Raw genomic sequence first — 18,657 nt, 5'->3', positions numbered from 1 at the left:
GGGCCCTCCGGGCTTCGTTCTTTCGTGTTCCCAGCTTATCAGACGATTTCCGCTCCGTTTTCCCGGAGTTTCCTTCGTCGGATTCGCTTTCCGCTTTGTCGCCCCGGTCTCCCGCGGCGACTCCGGAACTGTACGGGGACCGGCCCGCCCCATGCAAATCGCCCCCGCCCGGACTCCCGGGCAGGGGCGATTCGCTGGTCAGGCGCCGTCAGACGCGGCCCATCTCCTCGGCGATGGCCTCCGCGAAGGCGTCGATGTCGGCCTCCGTGGTGTCGAAGGAACACATCCAGCGCACCTCGCCGGTGTGCTCGTTCCAGAAGTAGAAGCGGTAGCGCTTCTGCAGTCGCTCGCTCACCTCTCGCGGGAGGATCGCGAACACCGCGTTCGCCTGCACCGGGCGGACCACCTCGACGCCATCGATGCCCCGGACCGCGGCCTCCAGGCGGCTGGCCATCGCGTTGGCGTGGCCGGCGTTGCGCAGGTAGAGGTCGCCCGAGAGCAGGGCCTCGAACTGGACCGACAGGAAGCGCATCTTCGAGGCCAGCTGCATCGAGGTCTTGCGCAGGTACTTGATGTTGCGCACCCGCTCCGGGTTGAGCACCACCACGACCTCGCCGAACAGCAGGCCGTTCTTCGTCCCGCCGAAGGAGAGCACGTCCACGCCCACGTCGGTCGTGAAAGCCCGCAGCGGCTGGCCGAGGGAGGCGGCCGCGTTGGCCAGGCGGGAGCCGTCGACGTGGACGAGCATGCCCAGCTGGTGGGCGTGCTCGGTGATCGCGCGGATCTCGTCGGCGGTGTAGAGCGTGCCGAGCTCGGTGCTCTGGGTGATGGAGACCGCGAGCGGCTGCGCGCGGTGCTCGTCGCCGTAGCCCCAGGCCTGCTGGTCGAGCAGTTCGGGGGTGAGCTTGCCGTCCGGGGTGGGGACGGTGAGCAGCTTGATGCCGCCCATCTTCTCCGGCGCGCCGCCCTCGTCCACGTGGATGTGGGCGGTCTCGGCGCAGACCACGGCACCCCAGCGCGGGAGCAGCGACTGGAGGGCGACCACGTTGGCGCCGGTGCCGTTGAAGACGGGGTACGCCTCCGCCTTCTCGCCGAAGTGGCGGCGGAAGACGTCCTGGAGGTGGGCCGTGTAGTCGTCCTCGCCGTAGGCGACCTGGTGGCCGCCGTTGGCGAGGGCGATCGCGGCGAGGACCTCCGGGTGCACGCCGGCGTAGTTGTCGCTGGCGAAGCCGCGGACGGCGGGGTCGTGCCGCCGTACCGCGTCCGTACGGGTGAGGTCGGTCATCGGGCTGTCAGCCACAGGTGCTGTCCGTTCAGTTCTGCTGCGGGGCGGTCCCAAAGGCCCGCGAGGTGGTCGGCGAGGTCGGCGGTGTCGGTGAAGCCGGCGAACTTCGCCTCCGGCTTCTCCGCCCGCATCTCGGGACTGACCAGCGCCTTGATCACCAGGATCGCAGCCGCCGCGGTGGGCTCGCCGTCCGGGGCGGTGGTCTCCTTCTTGAAGGAGTCGGCCATGGCGAGGGTCCAGGCCTCGGTGGCGGCCTTGGCGGCCGCGTAGGCGGCCCCGCCCGCGGTCGGCTTGTGGGCGGCCGCGGCGGAGATCATCGCGTAGCGGCCGGACTCACTGCGGACCAGGGCGGGCTGGAAGGCCAGCGAGGTGTGCTGCAGGGTGCGCACGACGGTGTCGTGCAGGAAGTCCCAGTCGTCCAGACGGCTGTCGAAGAAGGTCTTGCTGCCGCGCCAGCCGCCGACCAGGTGGATGAGGCCGTCGACGTGCCCGTGCTCGGACTCCAGGTGGTCGGCCCAGTCGTGGACCTCCTGCGGGTCGAGCAGGTCGATGACCTGGCCGCTGATCTTCGCTCCGCGGACGGCCACGCGGGTGGCGTCCAGCGCGGACTCCAGGCGCTGGGCGTCGATGTCGGCGCCGATCACGGTCGCGCCGTCGGCGGCCAGGCGGCGCAGCACCGCGCGGCCGGCCGGGCCGCTGGCTCCGGCGACGGCGATGACCTTGCCGGCCAGCGGGGCGTTGGTGGAGGTGGTCACGCGGCGACTCCCTGGATGCCGTTACCGGTGATGCCGGTGGTGGAGGCGATGACGCCGCTCAGCTTCTTGTTGAGGGCTTCGTAGAACATGCTCAGCGGGAACTCGTCCGGGAGCACGGCGTCGCACAGGGCCTTGTTGAGGGCCTTGCCGTCGGTGATGTCGAGCGGCAGCGCCTCGGGGCCCTTGGCCCAGGTCGAGGCCGGGTGCGGGGTGAGGTACTGCGAGACCAGCTGGTAGGCGGCGATCCAGTGGGCCGGCTTGGGCCGGTCGATTCCGTCGCGGTACAGCTTCTCGATCTCGGCGCAGAGGCTGTTGGTGACCTGCGGGGCGCGCTCCCAGTCGATGCTGAGGCGGTTGTCGCGCCAGCGCAGCGCGTCGTGCTTGTGCAGGTAGGCGAAGAGCAGCTGGCCGCCGAGGCCGTCGTAGTTGCGCACGCGGTCACCGCTGACCGGGAAGCGGAACATCCGGTCGAAGAGGATCGCGTACTGGACGTCGCGGGCGTGCGGGTTGCCCTCGGACTCCAGCTGCACCGCCTCCTTGAAGGTGGTGAGGTCGCAGCGGAGCTCCTCCAGGCCGTACATCCAGAACGGGCTGCGCTGCTTGATCATGAATGGGTCGAACGGCAGGTCGCCGTGGCTGTGGGTGCGGTCGTGGACGAGGTCCCACAGGACGAAGGTCTCCTGCGCGCGCTGTTGGTCCTTGAGCAGGCCCTCGGCGTCGGCGGGGATCTCCAGGCCGAGCTGCTGGACGGCGCTGGTGGTCACGGCGCGGAAGCGGGCGGCCTCGCGGTCGCAGAAGATGCCGCCCCAGGTGAAACGTTCCGGCGCCTTGCGCACGGCGACCGTCTCGGGGAAGAGGACGGCGGAGTTGGTGTCGTAGCCGGCCGTGAAGTCCGTGAAGGTGATCGGCACGAACATCGGGTTGTCGAAGCGGGTCCGCTCCAGCTCGGCCAGCCAGTCGGGCCACACGACGCGCAGCAGGACGGCTTCCAGGTTGCGGTCGGGGTTGCCGTTCTGGGTGTACATCGGGAAGACGACCAGGTGCTCCAGGCCGTCCTCGCGCTGGTCGGCGGGCTGGAAGGCCAGCAGCGAGTCCAGGAAGTCGGGCTCCCGGTAGCCGGTGTCGGCCCACTTGGCGAGGTCGGCGTCGACGGCGGTCAGGTAGGCCGCGTCGTGCGGGAAGTGCGGAGCGAGCTCCTTGACGGCGGCGCGCACGGTCGCGACCAGCGGGTCGACGCTCTGGCGCTGGACGGCGGCCAGGTCGATCGAGCCGTCTTTGGACTGCAGCGGGCGCAGCGACTCGACGGCCTCCTTCAGGCGCAGCCACGCCGGGTGGCCGGCGAGGGTCGAGACCGGGGCGTCGGCCGCCGCAGCGAGCCTTGGCGAAAGATTCTGCATCGTGGACTCACTTCGACAGGAGTTATTTCGACGGGGACACCATAAGTACGAAAGGTTCTCCCGTTCAAGGGGGTCCGGACGGGCAAAGCTGCGGCGATCCGCCGCTCCGGCCCGAAAACCTGCGCCAGGAGGCCCCTTGTCCGGCATGTGGACGGTTGTCTGGATGTTCTGGACAGATGCGCCGCTGTGATGCGAACCTCCCCGCATGCTCCCGGCGGTGATCACGGTGGCCGAGTGCCACGACAGCCCGTTCAGGGCGCCCTCCCGTCGACGCGTCCGCTCCTGCTGTCGCCGTCGCACGTGCGGTCTCCGCTGCCGCTGTTGCCTCCGTTGCCGCTGTTGCCGCTGTTCCTGATCCGGCTGCCGTCGATGCCACCGCGGCCGCCGGTCGCGGTCCGGCCGCCGTCGCCCCGGCAGCCCCCGGCCCGCCTCGGGGGCGCCGGTCCGGCTCGGGGGCGCCGGTCCGGCTCGGGGGCGCCGCGGACACGGGCCCGTACGCCGACCATGCCGTGTGTGTTCCGGCGCCGCCACCGGGGGGAAGTGACCCCGCCGGGGCCCGGCCCCCCAAGAGGCGCCCTTCCGTCCCACGTTCCTCCCCTCCGTCCCGCCCGGCCCTTCCTCTGGAGCTCCGCCATGACCCTCCGCAAGCCGTCCGCCGTACTGCCCCTCGCCGCGCTGGTCACCGCTGCGGCCCTGCTGAGCGCGTGCGCGCCGCAGGACCCGAAGTCCGACACCGCCGCCGGCGGCCCGGGCGCGGCCGGCACGGCGGCGGGCTGCGCGCCGGGGGCGCTGGCGACCCGCACGGCCGGGACGCTGACCATCGGCACCGACAAGCCCGCGTACGACCCCTGGTTCTCCGAGGACAAGCCGGAGAACGGCAAGGGCTTCGAGTCCGCCGTGGCGTACGCGGTGGCGGACAAGCTGGGCTACCCGAAGGAGAAGGTGAGCTGGGTGGTCGCGCCGTTCGGCAAGGCGACCGCGCCCGGCGCCAAGGACTTCGACTTCGACGTCAACCAGGTGTCCATCAGCGACGAGCGCAAGCAGGCCGTGGACTTCTCCTCCGGCTACTACGACGTCCGCCAGGCCGTCATCGCGCTGAAGAACTCCAAGGCGGCGGGCGCCAAGAGCATCGCCGACCTCAAGGGCGCCAAGCTCGGCGCCCAGGTCGGCACCACCAGCCTGGACACCATCACCAACACCATCAAGCCGAGCGGTCAGCCCGCCGTGTTCGACTCCAACGACCTGGCCAAGGCCGCGCTGAAGAACGGCCAGATCGAGGCCCTGGTGGTGGACCTGCCGACCGCCTTCTACATCACCGGCGCCGAAGTGCCGGAGGCCCAGGTGGTGGGCCAGTTCGAGGCGGCCTCGCACGGCGAGCAGTTCGGCCTGGTGCTGGACAAGGGCTCCCAGCTGACCGGCTGCGTGTCGCAGGCGGTGGACGCGCTGCGCTCGGACGGCACGCTGGCGAAGCTGGAGAAGCAGTGGCTCTCCGACGCCGTCTCGGCCCCGGTGCTGAAGTGAGGGCTGATACGGGCTCCGGCACGGACGGGGGCACGACGACGGACCGGGACGCGGCGACGGCCGGGGCGGCGACGGAGGCGCTGACCAAGACGGGGGCGGCGAGGGAAGCGCGGGCCGACGAGCCGGGGAAGGACGCTCGCGGCACCGGCACCGGCACGGCTGGAGCGGACGGGGACGACGACGGCTACCGCCCGTCGGAGCGGCGGCTGGCGCACGAGGCGTACCGGCGCGCCCGGGCCCGCCGTTCGGCGCTGATCGCCACCGCGTCCACCCTGGTCACGGCGGTCGCGCTCTACCTCCTGATCGTCAACTCCCCCGGCTGGGAGGTGACCCGGCGGACCTTCTTCAACCCGGACTACGCCCGCCGGGCACTGCCCGAGGTGCTGAAGGGGCTTCGGCTCAACCTGGAGCTGATGCTGGGCTGCGGGGTGCTGATCCTGGTGTTCGGCCTGCTGCTCGCGGTGCTGCGCACGCTGCGCGGGCCGGTGTTCCTGCCGGTGCGGCTGCTGGCCACCGCCTACGTGGACTTCTTCCTCGGACTGCCGATGATCATCTGCCTGCTGGTGATGATCACCGGGGTGCCCGCGCTGCGGCTGACCGGGGTGACCACCGACCCGCTGCTGCTGGGCGGGGCCGCACTGGTGCTCACGTACTCGGCGTACGTGTCGGAGGTGTTCCGCTCCGGCATCGAGTCGGTGCACCCGAGCCAGCGTGCCGCGGCGCGGTCGCTGGGGCTGACCAACGCGCAGGCGATGCGGTACGTGGTGCTGCCGCAGGCCGTCCGGCGGGTGGTGCCGCCGCTGCTCAACAACCTGGTGAGCCTGCAGAAGGACACCGGGCTGGTCTCGATCGGCGGGGCGATCGACGCGGTGTACGCGGCGAAGATCATCGCCGCCCGGTCCTTCAACTTCACGCCGTACCTGCTGGCGGGTCTGGTGTTCATCGTGCTGACCGTTCCGCTGACCCGGTTCGCCGACTGGCTGACCTCGCGGATGAACCGCCGGCAGTTCCAGGGAGGTGCGGTGTGACCGCGGAGGTGCTCCGGCTGGAGTCGGTGCGCAAGACCTTCGGCGCCCAGGTGGTGCTGCGCGACGTCGACCTCGTCGTGCCCGAGCACTCGGTGACGGCGCTGATCGGGGCCTCCGGCTCCGGGAAGTCCACCCTGATGCGGTGCGTCAACCTGCTGGAGGGCATCGACGACGGCGCGATCTTCCTGGACGGCGAGGAGATCACCGATCCACGGGCGGACGAGGACGCCGTCCGGCGCCGGATCGGGGTGGTGTTCCAGGCGTACAACCTGTTCCCGCACATGACGGTGCTGGAGAACGTCACGCTCGCGCCGCGCCGGGTGCACCGGGTGGCGCGGGCCGAGGCGGAGGCCCGGGCGCTGGAACTGCTCGACCGGCTCGGGCTGGCGGCCAAGGCCCGCGAGTACCCGGACCGGCTCTCCGGCGGGCAGCAGCAGCGCGTCGCCATCGTGCGGGCGCTGGCCACCGGCCCGAGGCTGCTGCTCCTGGACGAGATCACCGCGGCGCTCGACCCGGTGCTGGTCGGGGAGGTGCTCGCGGTGGTGCGGGACCTCAAGGAGCAGGGGATGACGATGGTCATCTCCACCCACGAGATGGGCTTCGCGCGCGAGGTCGCCGACCAGGTCTGCTTCCTGGACGGTGGCGTGGTGCTCGAACAGGGACCACCGGAGCGGGTGTTCGGGGATCCGCAGGAGGAGCGGACCCGGCGGTTCCTCAGCCGGGTGATGGCCTCGGGCCGGCTCCAGGGCTGAGGGCCCGGCGGCCGGACGGGGTGTGCGGCTGGGCCGGGGACGCGGCCGGGCCGGAGAGGGGTGCCGCTGGGCCGCGGGGGCGCGGCCGAGTCGGAGGGGGTGTGCGACCGGGAGATTCGCAACGACGGCCACAACCGTGCGCCCCTGTACGCGCCCTGGTCGCACCGCGGAGGCAGCGGTGATCGTGGGCAGGACAACTGTCGACGACCGTCACCGTCGCCCGCCACCCGGGAGGCCGCCGTTGCACGGACCCATCCTCGTCACCTGGCTGCTCGCCCTCCTCACCGCCGCGGCGGGCGCCAGCTGTCTGGTCCGGCTGCGGCACGTCCCCTGCCCCGCAGGCGCGCACCGCCCGCGCACCCGGGAGTCCGACGCCGCCGAGGCGCTGATGGGACTCGGCATGGCGGCGATGGCGGTCACCGGCGCCACCGTCCCGGCCGCGGTCTGGGCCGCGCTGTTCGGCCTCCCCGCCGCCGCCTTCCTGCTCGCCGCCGTCCACGCCCCGGCCGGCCGGGCCCACCGGCTGCACCACGCGATCGGCGCGCTCGCCATGACGTACATGGCCCTCGCGATGGCGGCGCACCCCGGCCACCAGCACCACAACCCGGCCGGTTTGGGCGTCCCGCTGCTGACCGGCGTCCTCCTCCTCTACTTCGGCGGGTACACCCTCTGGGCCGGCAGCCGACTGCTGCGCACCCCGGCCGGCACCGTCGCGACCGGCACGGCCGGTCTCCCGCACGCCTGTCGGCTCACCATGGGCATCGGCATGTTCGCCATGCTCCTGACCATGTGACGGCGCTGCGCCCAGGACTCGTCTTCGAACGCGGCGCGGCAAGAGCCCACCGGGCGCGTGGCGTTGGTCACTGGCCGGTCGAAAGCCGTTCCACCGGGCGTCGCCGACGATAGGTTGGCGGGGAGCGCGTCGTCGCGTTCCGTGCGTACTCGGGGAGCCCATGCGATGCCTGCCCTGATCGGCCTGCTGCTACTCGGACTGCTGCTCTCGACGGCTGCGCCCCGCCTGCTGGCCCGGGCCCGCTGGGTGGAGCGCGAACCGGTGCTGGCACTGCTGGTGTGGCAGTGCCTGGTGGTGGCCGTGCTGCTGTGCTGCGCGCTGGGGCTGGTGCTGGCCGCCTCCGCCGCCCTGCCCGAGCTGCGCGCCCTGGTGTTCTCGGGTGCCCCGTACGGCGTCGAGGCCGCGTACGGCCTGCAGGACGCCGAGGGCTGGGGCCGGCTGTGCGCCGCGGTCCTGGCGGCAGGTGGGGTGCAGACCGTGCTGGCGCTCACCCGCGAGGTCCGTACGGCCAAGGCCCTGCGCGACCGTCGTCACGCCCAACTGGCGACCCGGGCACCGGAGTTGCCCGAAACGATCGAGGCCTCCCGGAGCCGGCGCGAACGGCTGGTGGTGCTGGAGAACGTCCGCCCGGAGGCGTGGTCGCTGCCCGGGCCGAACTCCCGGCTGGTGGTCACCACCGGCGCCCTCCAGCAGCTGACCGACCGGGAGTTGGCGGCGGTGCTGAGCCACGAACGCGGCCACGTGCGGGCCCGGCACCACTGGCTGCAGCAGTTCTCCCAGGCGCTCGCCACCGGCTTCCCCGGGGTGCGGGTGTTCAGCGCCTTCCGGGACCAGGTGGCGGAGCTGGTCGAGCTGGCAGCCGACGACCGGGCCGCCCGCCGCCACGGCCGGCACACCACCGCCCTCGCCCTGGCCGAACTCAACCTGGACCGCGGGGTGTTCGGCTCCTGCCCGCCCGGGCTGGCGCAGTCCCCGAAGCGGGTGGACCGGCTGCTCGCGGGCCGGCCCCGGCTCTCCGTGACGCACCGGCTGCAACTGACCGTCGCGGCCCTCGCCGCGCCCGCCGCCGCCCTGCTGTTGGCCGCCGCCCCGGGGCTGCGCTCGCTGTTCTGACTCCGCTCGGCCGGACGGGCGGAGGGCCGGACAGGCGGACGGGCGGAGGGCCTGACAGGCGGACAGATGGACCGTAAGTCCGCGGCTCGGCAGGTCGGCACGCCGGCAGCTCGGCAGGTGAGCAGGAGGAGCGCAGCGGCCCGGCGGCCGGAACCCCGGCCCGATCAGTCCGACGGGGCCAGGCAGGCCGCGCCGGGCAGGCCGCCGAGGGTCTGCCCCAGCACCTCGCGGTGGAGCGGCCTGGCCTGCTCGTAGCGCTCCCGCCCCGCCTCGGTGAGGGTGAGCATGATGCCCCGACGGTCGCTCTCGCACATCGCCCGGGTGACCAGTCCGGCCTTCTCCAGGCGGGCGATCAGCCGGGAGAGCGCACTCTGGCTCAGGTGCACGGTGGGAGCCAGCTCGCTCACCCGGATCGCGTGGCCGCCTCCGGCGCCGCACCCCTCGACGAGGCGTTCCAGCACCTCGAACTCGCTCATGCCCAGCCCGAACCGCTCGCCCAGCTCGCGGTCGAGCGTGCAGGCGGCCGTAGCGTGCCGGGCCAGCAGCTCGCGCCACTCGGCGACGAGACCGGCCTCCGCCGGGGAGTCGAGTTCAGCCACGGGCACCACCCTAGCACGTGCACCGTAATTTATTGCGTTCACATCTAATTCATTTGCATTGAATGCATGCGCATGTACTGTCCTCCTCATGACCACCGCGACCGTCACGCCGCCCGACGTCCCGTCAACCAGTGGACCTCGCTGGACGCCCCGCCTCTGGGGCACCCTGATCGTGCTCTGCGCCGCCATGTTCCTGGACGCCCTGGACGTCTCGATGGTGGGCGTCGCCCTCCCCTCCATCGGCGCCGAACTCGACCTCTCCACCTCCACCCTGCAGTGGGTCGTCTCCGGCTACGTGCTGGGCTACGGCGGACTGCTGCTCCTCGGCGGCCGAGCCGCCGACCTGCTCGGCCGCCGCCGGGTGTTCCTGGTCGCCCTGGCCGCGTTCGCCGCCGCCTCGCTGATCGGCGGCCTGGTCGACGACGGCGGACTGCTGATCGCGGCCCGCTTCCTCAAGGGCGTCAGCGCCGCCTTCACCGCCCCGGCCGGCCTGTCGATCATCACCACGACCTTCGCCGAGGGACCGGCCCGCAACCGGGCGCTGTCGATCTACACCACCTGCGGCGCCAGCGGCTTCTCGCTCGGCCTGGTCCTGAGCGGCCTGCTCACCTCGGTCGGCTGGCGCTGGACCTTCCTGATGCCCGTCCCCGTCGCGCTGCTCGCCCTGGTCTTCGCGGTTCGCCTGCTCCCCCGCCCCGTCGAGGAGCCGGCCAAGGGCGGCTACGACGTCCTGGGCGCGATCACCGGCACCGCGACCGTGCTGCTGCTGGTCTTCACCGTCACCGAGGCACAGGGCGCGGGCTGGCTGAGCCTTCGCACGCTCGGTTCGCTGGTCGCGGTCGCCGCGCTGGCCGCCGCCTTCCTGCTGGTCGAGAGCCGCACCGCGCACCCGCTGGTCCGGCTGGGCATCTTCCGCAACGGCTCGGTCGCCCGGGCCAACCTGGTCGCCTTCGCGATGACCGGCGCGTACGGGGGCTTCCAGTTCGTGGTCACCCTCTACCTGCAGCACCTGCTCGGCTGGTCGGCCCTGCAGATGGCCCTCAGGCTGCTGCCGGCCGGTGCGTTCATCGCCCTCTCCGCACCTTTCATGGGCCCGATCGTGGACCGCTTCGGCACCGGTCGGCTGCTGCCGATCGGCCTGCTGGCCCTGGTCGCCGCCTTCGCCCTCTTCCTGCGGCTGGACGAGCACAGCTCCTACCTCGCCCTGGTACTGCCCTCGATGCTCCTGCTCGGCGTCGGCTTCGCGCTGGCCTTCCCTTCGGTGAACATCGCCGCCACCGACGGCGTCGCCGACGAGGAACAGGGCCTGGCCTCGGGCCTGGTGAACACCGCCATCCAGGTCGGCACCGCGGTGGTGCTGGCCGGGGCGACCGCGATGATCACGGCGGGCAGTGCGGGCGGCGACAGCCCGCGGGCCCAACTGGACGGCTACCGGCCGGCGCTGGTGTTCGTCACCGCGGTGGCACTGCTCGGGCTGGTGGTGGCGACGATCGGCGCGCTGGTGGACCGGCGCCGGACTCCGGCCCCCGGCCGGGGTTCCGTCTCCGCCCCGGATTCCTTCTCCGCCTCGGTGTCCGTTCCGTCCCGGGACTCCGGCGCTTCCCGGGGCTCACATGCCCTGCCGGTGACCCACTATGACGACTCGCCAGTGGGGTCGACGACGGCCCGGACCGAAGCCCTGGCCGAGCACTGACCGCGCGGGCAGCGCCCGCAGCCGTCTCCCGGACCGTCGAACAGTGGCGCCGGCTCCACCAAACCCCCGTGTTGGTGGAGCCGGCCGTCTTCGTGCCGGCCACCCGGGGCGCCCGCCGGGCGCGGTTCCGCGGAGCGACTGCCGGCCTCGCAAGTATATTGGCTCGGAGCCAACGAACGTTCGGAGCAGTCACGATGGCACCTCGCGGGGATTCGGTCAATGAGGAGATGCGGCAGCGCTCCCGCCGCCGCATCATGCGCGCCACGATCGAGCTGGTCGACCAGCGCGGCTACGCGGGCACCACACTGACCGACATCGCCGAGCGGGCCGGCCTGGCCCGAGGGCTGCTCTCCTACTACTTCGACGGCAAACGGCTGCTGATGCAGTCCGCGACGCACCGGATGATGCACCAGTCGCTGTCCGGCGCCCTGGCCGAACTGGCACCCGACGCCACCCCCGAGGCCCGGCTGGCCCGCGCCATCGACGCCGTCCTCGCGCTGGCGATGGACCACCCCCGGGTGATGCGCTCGCACCTGGCACTGATCCTCGACCCGGACACCGGCGCCTTCGTCCAGGACCCGGAGCAGCAGCAACTCGGCGCCGTCCTGCAGGGCCTGCTGCGCGACTGGGGCGCGCCGGATCCGGTCGCCGAGCACGCGGTGCTGCGCAGCGCGCTGATGGGCGGCTGCATCGGGGTGCTGCTGCCCGGTGCCGAACTCCCGCTGGCCCCGATCCGCGCCGACCTCTTCCGCCGCTACGACCTGGCCTGGCACCTCGGCAGCCCGCCGCAGCCCGAGCCGCCGGAATACGAAAGGCCGCCGGCCCGCGGTTGACGGCGGGTGGCGGCCTGCCAGTACGGCCTGCTGCCGGGCGGCCGGCGGAGGAAGTCCGCGCGGCGGGAGACCCGGCGAAGGTGGCTACGGCACGAAAGCGGTCAGTGCGCGAGGGGCCGGTGTGGTTGGTTCGGTGTGCTCCGGTGCGGTCCGGTCCGGGTAAGTCCGGTTCGGAAGGGTCCGGCGAGGGGACTCACCGGCGCCCGCAGCCGTGGGTCAGCGTTCCTTCAGGATCGAGGCGAGCAGGTCTATGGTGCGCTCCGGCGTGAGGCTGTCCACGCAGAGCCGCTCCATGACCTGGACGTAGGCGTCGACGTCGTCCCGCTTGTCCAGGTAGAGCGCGCTGGTGAGCTGCTCCAGGTAGACCACGTCCGCGAGGTCCTGCTCCGGGAAGCGCAGGATCGTGAACGCGCCGGACTCGCCCGCGTGCGCGCCGAAGCGGAACGGCATCACCTGGATCACCACGTTGGCCTGCTCGGCGACGTCGATCAGGTACTGCACCTGACCGCGCATCACCTTGGGGCCGCCGACCGGCCGGCGCAGCGCGGCCTCGTCGATGACCGCCCACAGGCGCGGGCTGGTGCCCTCGGTCAGCAGCTTCTGGCGGCGCAGCCGGAGGCTGACCCGCCGCTCGACCTCCTCCTCGCTGATGACCGGCCGACTCTGGCCGAAAACCGCCCGCGCGTACTCCTCGGACTGCAGCAGACCGGGGATGAACTGCACCTCGTAGGTGCGGATCAGCTGAGCGGCCTCCTCGAGGCCGACGTAGGTCTGGAACCAGCCCGGCAGCACGTCGTTGAAGCTGTGCCACCAGCCGGACTTGTTGGCCTCGCGGACCAGGCCGAGCAGGGCCTCCCGCTCGATGCCGTCGTCGACGCCGTACAGGCTGAGCAGATCGGCGACGTCGCGCTCCTTGAAGCTGACGCGGCCGAGTTCCATCCGGCTGATCTTGGACTCGGAGGCCCGGATCGCGTAGCCCGCGTCCTCGCGGGTGATGCCGCGCGCCTCACGCAGGCGACGCAGCTGCGAGCCGAGGAGGATCCGGCGGACCATCGAGCCGCCGCCCGGCTGAACTGTGGTCATGCGGTCGAAACCTCCACCTAGGGCAAACAGCGCACAGTCTGCCATCAGTTGAGCGCTCACGGTGCCGATACTGACGGATGTTCCTATCAGTTCTGCACTCCGCGCACCAGGATGCACGTGCATCCGGCGCATGCATATGCCAATAGTGCGACTGCACGTGAATCGACTCTTGCATCTGCAGTGAGCGCACACCACCATGGTGCACGTGCACCTGCACATCCCTGGCAATCCCGCGGGCTCCGCGTCGACCCCACGCGCGACTCCGTGCACCGGCCCGACGGCGTCCCCCGCGCCATCGGGCGTTCGAGTGCGCGCGCGTGTGGTCGAGGGGCGGCCGAGCGGCCGAGCGAGTCGGAGGTGACCGGCATGACCCCGGCGGGTCCAGCCGTGTCCGCCCCCTTATGGGAGGAGCTCTTCATGAGCACCGGTACGGCTTTGGCGGTTGACCCCCATGTGGTCACCTGTACGCTCGCTCCTCGTTTCGAAGCCGTCAGAGCCGCGCGCGAGTTCGCCCGCACCACGCTCCAGCGCTGGGGGCTGACGGAGCTGTTCGACGACGTCGCGCTGGTGGCGTCGGAACTCGTGACCAATGCGCTCCGGCATGCGATCGGCGCACGGCCCGACCCGTCGGGCGGCGCCCCGGGCGAGTACGACTTTCCCACACAGGCGACCCCGGACGGGCGGCTGCCGATCCGAATAAGCCTCGTGCACCGCGCACCGCAGGTGGTCTGCGCGGTGAGCGACCCGAGCAGCATCGGCCCGGTGGCACGGGAGGCGGACTTCGTCGCCGAATCCGGCCGCGGGCTGCACCTGGTGGAGTCCTTCAGCCGCTCCTGGGGCTGGCACCCGCTCGGCAGCGGCAAGGTGGTCTGGGCCGTGTTCGAGGCGGAGCCGGGAGACGGGCCGCTCGACGGCCCCCCGGAGATCGGCGGACGGTCGGCGCTCGACGCGCTCGGCGGGCCGGTCGACATGGGCGGACGGCATCGGCGCTCGGCCTAGCGCCCGCCGGCACGCGCGGCGTCGCGTGGCCGCCGGCGCGGATGGTCGCAGCGTCGGTCAGACAGCCGGCTGGTCGGGCGGACGGACAGGCGGACGGACGGGCGGAGGGGCGGACCGCCAGACGGGCGGACAGCTTCATGGTCGGCCACGGGTCGACCGGAGGAAGCCCCGGGTGGAGCAGGCCCCGGGCCGTTCTGCCGGCACCGACGACGGTCGGATCCCGGATCACCCCGTCGGCACCGGACGATGCTCGAAGCGCCGCGGGCCCGTGAGCCCGAAACCGGCAGCGCCGTGGGCGGCCGCGGACAAGACAAAGGCCGTCGCGGTGTCGGCACCCACGACGGCCCCCCGATGGTGAAGCACGGCAGCCGGTCAGACCGCCAGGTGGTCGAACTCCCCGTCCTTGGCCCCCAGCAGCAGGGCGGCGATCTCGGCCCGGGTGTAGATGAGGGCCGGACCGTCCGGGAAGCGCGAGTTGCGCATCGCCACGTCCCCGCCCGGCAGGGCCGCGAACTCGACGCAGTTGCCCTGGGAGTTGCTGTGCCGGCTCTTCTGCCAGACCACCCCCTTGAGATCGGCGGCCGCCATCCCGTTGTAGGTGTCGTACGAGCCGTGCGTGTTCTGCGAGTCGTGCATAGAAGTCTCCCGAAGAGCTCCGGAGTTGTCGTCCAGCGCGGCGCCCCCGGCACCGCCGAACGAACGGACCGGCCCCGTACCGGCCCGGCACAACGCCTCACTTGACGCGATGATAGCTGCAGTGCACGTGCATCAGCACGGGACATTGCAGGTGCACGCGGCCTTTCACCCGTCGCCGCGAACTCTTCACGGGGCCTTCTCCTGACGGTACGTAAACGGACATAGCCCACTGAATCACCGGTATCCCGATAACCGGCCGTGAGCGGCTCCCCGCTGAATGTCGATCTTCGCGCGCCGGGAGTCGCGCCGCCGTGACCCTCCGTCAGGCGACCTCCGGACTGTGAGACATCTCACGCGCCGCGCCCGCAACGCCCTACCCCGCGGGGTGCGTCTAGGCAAGGGCCCGTGCCCGTACGGGGGTTGGGCGAGGAATGTCCGCATTGCGGGCAAATCGCCCGGACCGGCGCGGCCGACGCACCGACTCCGCACCCCGGCCGCGCGAATCCCGCACGGCAGCCGACTGCAGGCCGGACGGGCAGATGTCCTACGATCTCCGGCATGAGCACCGCAGCCATCCCGGGCGCGCCACTGCCCGTCCGCACTCCAGGCTCCCGTGCGCGGGGGCGCCACCGTCGTCCCGAGCGCCCCGAGATCCCCACCGGCTCCCCGGCCCTGGTGCTCGCCGTGCCCGCGACCGCCGGGCCCGAGTCCCGCTCGGTCGTCGAGGAACTGCTCTCGATCGTCCGCAGCGAGCACCACGGCGTCCAGGCCACGGTCGGATACCTCCCCGGCGACTCCGCCGAGGGCGAGGGCGGCGAGGACCGCACCGTCGCCGAGCTCCTGGCCATGGCCGCCGAGGCCGGCCTGCCGATGCCCGTCCTGGTGCCGCTGGTGCCGGGCCCGCACGGCTTCCTGCCCGAACTCCACGCGCTCGCCGCCGAGTACGGCGCGCCCGTCACCGACGCGCTCGGCCCGCACCCGCTGCTCGCCGAGGCCGTCCACGTCCGGCTGTCCGAGGCCGGGCTGGCCCGCGCCGACCGGGCCCGGCTGTTCGCCATCGCGACCGCCGCGGACGGCGTGGTCCTGACCACCGTCGGCGGCGAGGACGCGGCCGCCGCGGCCGGCATCACCGGTGTACTGCTGGCCGCCCGCCTGGCCGTCCCGGTCGTGGCCGCCGCGCTCGACGTGCCCGGCTCGGTGGCCGCGGCCGTCGACCACCTCAAGGAGACCGGCTCGCAGCGCCCCGCGCTGGCGCCGCTGGTGATCGGACCGGAGGCCGACTCCGAGCTGCTCGCCGCGGCCGCCGAGGAGACCGGCTGCCCGTCGGCCGCGCCGCTGGGCGCGTACCCGACCGTCGGCCAGCTGATCGCCTCCACCTACATGGCCGCGCTGCCCGCGCCGTCCGCCGAGGACCTGGCGCGCGCCGAGGCGGAGGCGGCGGCCGCCGCCGAGGCCGAGGGGGCCGTGGAGGGCACCCGTGGCGCCCACGCGGCCGTCGACGGGGCCGTCGGCCAGTAACGGACACCGCGCGGTCGTCCGCGCGCGCAGAGGGCCCGGAACGCCGTTCGCGTTCCGGGCCCTTCGCCGTGCCCGCTCTCCGGCTGCCCGATGGCCCACCCGCCGGCCTGTCGGCCGGCCGGGCCCTGGCCTGGGATCCCGCCCGGTTTGCCCGCCCGCCCGGTTTGCCTGCCTGATTTGCCCGCCTGGTTTGCCCGGCTTGCTCGCCTGGCACCGGTCCGTGCCGTACCGGAACAGTACGGGAGTTAAGCGGACATTGAAGAGAAATGTCCGTTCTGTTCTCTTCATCAGGAAATGACAGACGTTTCCCGGGCGCCCCCGGCGCGCCCTCCAGCGCTTGAATCGCGATGGCTCCCCCGGATCGAGGAGTGCGCCCCCTCGCGCTTCGACACACCGTCATGCATTTCCTGAGGCGGAGACAGTTATGGATATCCGCAGTGGAATTGCCAGAAAATGATCATTGCGCGACCATTTTCGATCATGAATTCCGACCCACGGGGCAGTTCCCACTAAACCGTGATACACATCACAGCTATTTGCAGTTTTAACTTAAGTCTGCTTAACGTGCTCCCCGTTCGTGACCACACGGACCCAGTTCATCCGCAACGCCGAGTCCTGCCGTCGGATGTCCTGGCAGCGCGAATAACGCACCACGGCAGGAGCGGGGGACCCACAGGTAAGTCGCCCCGGACCGGTCCTCGGAACGGTTCAGGGCTAGGGGTGAAGCCGCGCCACGCGCGGCCGGGCAACTCCAGCCCGAATCCGACAGCTCACCTCGCAGGCGTGGGAGAGGACCGCGTCTTCATGCTGCCCACCAACGGCACTCGCCTGTCCAGCCGCACCCGCCGCGTGATCGCCGCCATCGGCGTCGCGGGCGTCGGCCTCACCATTCCCTGCCTCGTCTCCGGCACCGCCTCCGCCGCCTCCGTCGCCACCTGGGACAAGGTCGCCCAGTGCGAGAGCAGCGGCAACTGGAGCATCAACACCGGCAACGGCTTCTACGGCGGCCTCCAGTTCACCCAGAGCACCTGGTCCGCCTTCGGCGGCACCGCCTACGCCTCGCGCGCCGACCTGGCCACCAAGGACCAGCAGATCGCCGTCGCCGAGAAGGTGCTCGCCTCGCAGGGCCCCGGCGCCTGGCCGGTGTGCTCGGTCCAGGCCGGCCTGACCAAGGGCGGCACCCCGGCCGCCGTCGACACCTCGGCCGCCGCCAAGCCGGCCGCGCCCGCCGCCCCGGCCGCCAAGCCGGCGCAGACCTCGGCCCCGGCCGCGAAGCCCGCCAAGCCCGCCGTGCCGGCCCAGACCGACGCGCAGGCCTCCACCGACTCCGCCGCCACCAACTGGACCCAGAAGCACCAGCAGTGGGCCCAGGACCACGACTACACCGTGGTCGCGGGCGACTGGCTGTCCGCCATCGCCGACAAGCACAACGTCCAGGGCGGCTGGCAGCGGCTGTACGAGCTCAACCGCAGCACCCTGACCGAGGGCCCGGACACCATCTACCCGGGCCAGCACCTGACCTTCGGTGACGGCGACCAGGCCCAGCAGTCCGGCTCCTCGGACAAGTCCGGCTCGGACTTCACCTGGTTCAACCGCCCGCAGAAGTCCGGTCAGTCCGCGAACGGCGGTTCCGTGAACGCCAAGCCGGCCGCTCAGACCCAGACCCCGGCCGCCAAGCCGGCCGCCCCGGCCCAGGCCGCCACCGGCAGCATGGCCGCCGCGGTGTCCTTCGCCGAGTCCAAGGTCGGCCAGGCCTACGTCTACGGCGGCACCGGCAACGGCGGCTGGGACTGCTCCGGCCTGACCCAGGCCGCGCTGCGCGCCGCGGGCATCTCCATCCCGCGCGTCGCCGCCGACCAGGCCGCCGCCAGCACCCACGTCTCGCTGGACAGCCTGCAGCCGGGCGACCTGCTGTTCTGGTCCAACAACGGCAAGGACTCGGGCGTCTACCACGTCGCGATCTACGTCGGCGGCGGCAAGTACGTCGAGGCCGCCAACCCGAGCGCGGGCGTGCGCGAGCAGACCATCGCCAACTGGGCCCCGGACTTCGCCGGCCGGGTCTGAGGATCCGTCACGGCGTACGGCTGACGGTCGACGGTCGACGGCGCGTTCGGCAGACGGATGACGGCCGACGGCTGACAGATGACAGCCGACAGATAACAGCTGACAGATAACAGATTTCAACATCTGTTATCTGTCAGCTGTCATCCGAACCCCGGCAGCCCACCGCCCCGGGAGGAGTCTGGTCGCTCCTCCCGGGGCTTCGGCGTATCCCCGTGGTGAAACCCGGTCCCAACGGGCATGCTGCTGCTCTGCACCCGAGGAGGAGTCACATGGCCCAGGTCACCGTCACGCTCGACGCGAACCTCGCGATCGACGCGATGATGCTCTCCGGTACCAAGAACCCACAGGACGCCGTCGAACTGGTCCTGCGCGACTACCTGGCCCGCGGCCGCCGCACCGAGACCCGTACCGGCGAAACGACCGACGGCCACCGCCTCACCGTCGACCGCCCGAGCGCCCAGGAGGGCTGAACCGGCGTACGCCGAAGGGCCCCGGAGAGCAACTGCCCTCCGGGGCCCTTCCGTTGGCCTTACGGCCGACCGCCGCCCGGGGCGCGCCGCACGCACGCCACGGGCCCGCAGCTCAGGA

At 72.1% G+C, this 18,657-nt stretch carries 17 protein-coding genes and 1 riboswitch; of the genes, 11 read left to right on the top strand and 6 right to left on the bottom strand.

All coding sequences use genetic code 11. The features are described 5' to 3' along the window. Positions 1-208 precede the first annotated feature (208 nt). Genes ACZ6Y7_RS34440 through ACZ6Y7_RS34430 form a run of 3 tightly spaced genes read right to left on the bottom strand, consistent with a single transcriptional unit; the run spans position 209 to position 3,437 of the window. Positions 209-1,285, bottom strand: coding sequence for a threonine aldolase family protein (locus tag ACZ6Y7_RS34440; RefSeq protein ID WP_465761888.1), 1,077 nt, complete (start codon positions 1,283-1,285; stop codon positions 209-211). Next, positions 1,282-2,040 (bottom strand): SDR family NAD(P)-dependent oxidoreductase, encoded by a 759-nt coding sequence (locus ACZ6Y7_RS34435; RefSeq protein WP_402210707.1) that lies wholly within the window; start codon positions 2,038-2,040, stop codon positions 1,282-1,284. Before ACZ6Y7_RS34435 ends, ACZ6Y7_RS34440 begins: the two co-directional genes overlap by 4 nt. Beyond that, the gene (locus tag ACZ6Y7_RS34430) at positions 2,037-3,437 is read right to left on the bottom strand and encodes a DUF6421 family protein (RefSeq protein ID WP_465761884.1); all 1,401 of its coding nucleotides are present in this window, start codon (positions 3,435-3,437) and stop codon (positions 2,037-2,039) included. The genes ACZ6Y7_RS34435 and ACZ6Y7_RS34430 overlap by 4 nt, the downstream gene beginning before the upstream one ends. A gap of 633 nt (positions 3,438-4,070) precedes the next feature. Between ACZ6Y7_RS34430 and ACZ6Y7_RS34425 the strand changes: the two genes are divergently transcribed. The 5 genes from ACZ6Y7_RS34425 (at position 4,071) to ACZ6Y7_RS34405 (ending at position 8,644) form a co-directional block, all read left to right on the top strand. Next, on the top strand, positions 4,071-4,958 hold the full coding sequence (locus tag ACZ6Y7_RS34425) for an ABC transporter substrate-binding protein (protein WP_465761883.1): 888 nt from the start codon (positions 4,071-4,073) through the stop codon (positions 4,956-4,958). 206 nt (positions 4,959-5,164) lie between these two features. Then, the gene (locus ACZ6Y7_RS34420) at positions 5,165-5,986 is read left to right on the top strand and encodes an amino acid ABC transporter permease (protein WP_465761887.1); all 822 of its coding nucleotides are present in this window, start codon (positions 5,165-5,167) and stop codon (positions 5,984-5,986) included. Next, positions 5,983-6,738, top strand: coding sequence for an amino acid ABC transporter ATP-binding protein (locus ACZ6Y7_RS34415; RefSeq protein ID WP_465761882.1), 756 nt, complete (start codon positions 5,983-5,985; stop codon positions 6,736-6,738). Before ACZ6Y7_RS34420 ends, ACZ6Y7_RS34415 begins: the two co-directional genes overlap by 4 nt. Positions 6,739-6,979: 241 nt before the next feature. Then, the gene (locus ACZ6Y7_RS34410) at positions 6,980-7,531 is read left to right on the top strand and encodes a DUF5134 domain-containing protein (protein ID WP_465761881.1); all 552 of its coding nucleotides are present in this window, start codon (positions 6,980-6,982) and stop codon (positions 7,529-7,531) included. A 165-nt stretch (positions 7,532-7,696) separates the two neighbouring features. Continuing rightward, the gene (locus tag ACZ6Y7_RS34405; RefSeq protein ID WP_465761880.1) at positions 7,697-8,644 is read left to right on the top strand and encodes a M56 family metallopeptidase; all 948 of its coding nucleotides are present in this window, start codon (positions 7,697-7,699) and stop codon (positions 8,642-8,644) included. 164 nt (positions 8,645-8,808) lie between these two features. Here the strand turns inward: ACZ6Y7_RS34405 and ACZ6Y7_RS34400 are convergent, their stop codons facing one another. Next, positions 8,809-9,249, bottom strand: a complete 441-nt coding sequence (locus ACZ6Y7_RS34400; RefSeq protein WP_465761879.1) for a MarR family transcriptional regulator — start codon at positions 9,247-9,249, stop codon at positions 8,809-8,811. Between the two features lie 82 nt (positions 9,250-9,331). On the opposite strand from ACZ6Y7_RS34400, the gene ACZ6Y7_RS34395 reads away from it, so the two are divergent. Both ACZ6Y7_RS34395 and ACZ6Y7_RS34390 read left to right on the top strand, forming a co-directional pair. Then, positions 9,332-10,936 carry an MFS transporter gene (locus tag ACZ6Y7_RS34395; protein ID WP_465761878.1) on the top strand — a complete coding sequence of 535 codons (1,605 nt, stop codon included), beginning with the start codon at positions 9,332-9,334 and terminating at the stop codon, positions 10,934-10,936. A 227-nt stretch (positions 10,937-11,163) separates the two neighbouring features. Beyond that, positions 11,164-11,769, top strand: a complete 606-nt coding sequence (locus ACZ6Y7_RS34390; protein ID WP_465761877.1) for a TetR/AcrR family transcriptional regulator — start codon at positions 11,164-11,166, stop codon at positions 11,767-11,769. 216 nt (positions 11,770-11,985) lie between these two features. Here ACZ6Y7_RS34390 and ACZ6Y7_RS34385 read toward each other — a convergent pair whose 3' ends face one another. Next, complete coding sequence (locus ACZ6Y7_RS34385; protein ID WP_465761876.1) at positions 11,986-12,852, bottom strand: helix-turn-helix domain-containing protein; 867 nt, start codon at positions 12,850-12,852, stop codon at positions 11,986-11,988. Between the two features lie 417 nt (positions 12,853-13,269). Here ACZ6Y7_RS34385 and ACZ6Y7_RS34380 point away from each other — a divergent pair, with 417 nt between their 5' ends. Continuing rightward, on the top strand, positions 13,270-13,851 hold the full coding sequence (locus tag ACZ6Y7_RS34380) for an ATP-binding protein (protein ID WP_465761875.1): 582 nt from the start codon (positions 13,270-13,272) through the stop codon (positions 13,849-13,851). Between the two features lie 372 nt (positions 13,852-14,223). Here ACZ6Y7_RS34380 and ACZ6Y7_RS34375 read toward each other — a convergent pair whose 3' ends face one another. Continuing rightward, on the bottom strand, positions 14,224-14,487 hold the full coding sequence (locus ACZ6Y7_RS34375) for a DUF397 domain-containing protein (protein WP_465761874.1): 264 nt from the start codon (positions 14,485-14,487) through the stop codon (positions 14,224-14,226). Positions 14,488-15,045: 558 nt separating this feature from the next. Between ACZ6Y7_RS34375 and ACZ6Y7_RS34370 the strand changes: the two genes are divergently transcribed. The 3 genes from ACZ6Y7_RS34370 to ACZ6Y7_RS34360 all read left to right on the top strand — a co-directional run bounded on the left by ACZ6Y7_RS34370 (position 15,046) and on the right by ACZ6Y7_RS34360 (position 18,539). Beyond that, positions 15,046-16,005 (top strand): sirohydrochlorin chelatase family protein, encoded by a 960-nt coding sequence (locus ACZ6Y7_RS34370; protein WP_465761873.1) that lies wholly within the window; start codon positions 15,046-15,048, stop codon positions 16,003-16,005. A gap of 638 nt (positions 16,006-16,643) precedes the next feature. Next, positions 16,644-16,802, top strand: a riboswitch (cyclic di-AMP (ydaO/yuaA leader). Between the two features lie 7 nt (positions 16,803-16,809). After that, a complete protein-coding gene (locus ACZ6Y7_RS34365) occupies positions 16,810-18,069 on the top strand; it encodes a transglycosylase family protein (protein WP_465761886.1) in 1,260 nt (419 codons plus the stop codon). A 269-nt stretch (positions 18,070-18,338) separates the two neighbouring features. Beyond that, a complete protein-coding gene (locus ACZ6Y7_RS34360) occupies positions 18,339-18,539 on the top strand; it encodes a hypothetical protein (protein ID WP_465761872.1) in 201 nt (66 codons plus the stop codon). Positions 18,540-18,657: the final 118 nt, after the last annotated feature.

The sequence above is a fragment of the Kitasatospora sp. NPDC053308 genome, assembly GCF_055585785.1.
This window is presented reverse-complemented; position numbering and strand designations above follow the sequence as displayed.

Coding starts and splice junctions, on each gene's coding strand:
- ACZ6Y7_RS34440 (WP_465761888.1), bottom strand. CDS start 1,285: ATGACCGACCTCACCCGTACGGACGCGGTACGGCGGCACGACCCCGCC.
- ACZ6Y7_RS34430 (WP_465761884.1), bottom strand. CDS start 3,437: ATGCAGAATCTTTCGCCAAGGCTCGCTGCGGCGGCCGACGCCCCGGTC.
- ACZ6Y7_RS34425 (WP_465761883.1), top strand. CDS start 4,071: ATGACCCTCCGCAAGCCGTCCGCCGTACTGCCCCTCGCCGCGCTGGTC.
- ACZ6Y7_RS34405 (WP_465761880.1), top strand. CDS start 7,697: ATGCCTGCCCTGATCGGCCTGCTGCTACTCGGACTGCTGCTCTCGACG.
- ACZ6Y7_RS34395 (WP_465761878.1), top strand. CDS start 9,332: ATGACCACCGCGACCGTCACGCCGCCCGACGTCCCGTCAACCAGTGGA.
- ACZ6Y7_RS34390 (WP_465761877.1), top strand. CDS start 11,164: ATGCGGCAGCGCTCCCGCCGCCGCATCATGCGCGCCACGATCGAGCTG.
- ACZ6Y7_RS34385 (WP_465761876.1), bottom strand. CDS start 12,852: ATGACCACAGTTCAGCCGGGCGGCGGCTCGATGGTCCGCCGGATCCTC.
- ACZ6Y7_RS34380 (WP_465761875.1), top strand. CDS start 13,270: ATGAGCACCGGTACGGCTTTGGCGGTTGACCCCCATGTGGTCACCTGT.
- ACZ6Y7_RS34375 (WP_465761874.1), bottom strand. CDS start 14,487: ATGCACGACTCGCAGAACACGCACGGCTCGTACGACACCTACAACGGG.
- ACZ6Y7_RS34370 (WP_465761873.1), top strand. CDS start 15,046: ATGAGCACCGCAGCCATCCCGGGCGCGCCACTGCCCGTCCGCACTCCA.
- ACZ6Y7_RS34365 (WP_465761886.1), top strand. CDS start 16,810: ATGCTGCCCACCAACGGCACTCGCCTGTCCAGCCGCACCCGCCGCGTG.
- ACZ6Y7_RS34360 (WP_465761872.1), top strand. CDS start 18,339: ATGGCCCAGGTCACCGTCACGCTCGACGCGAACCTCGCGATCGACGCG.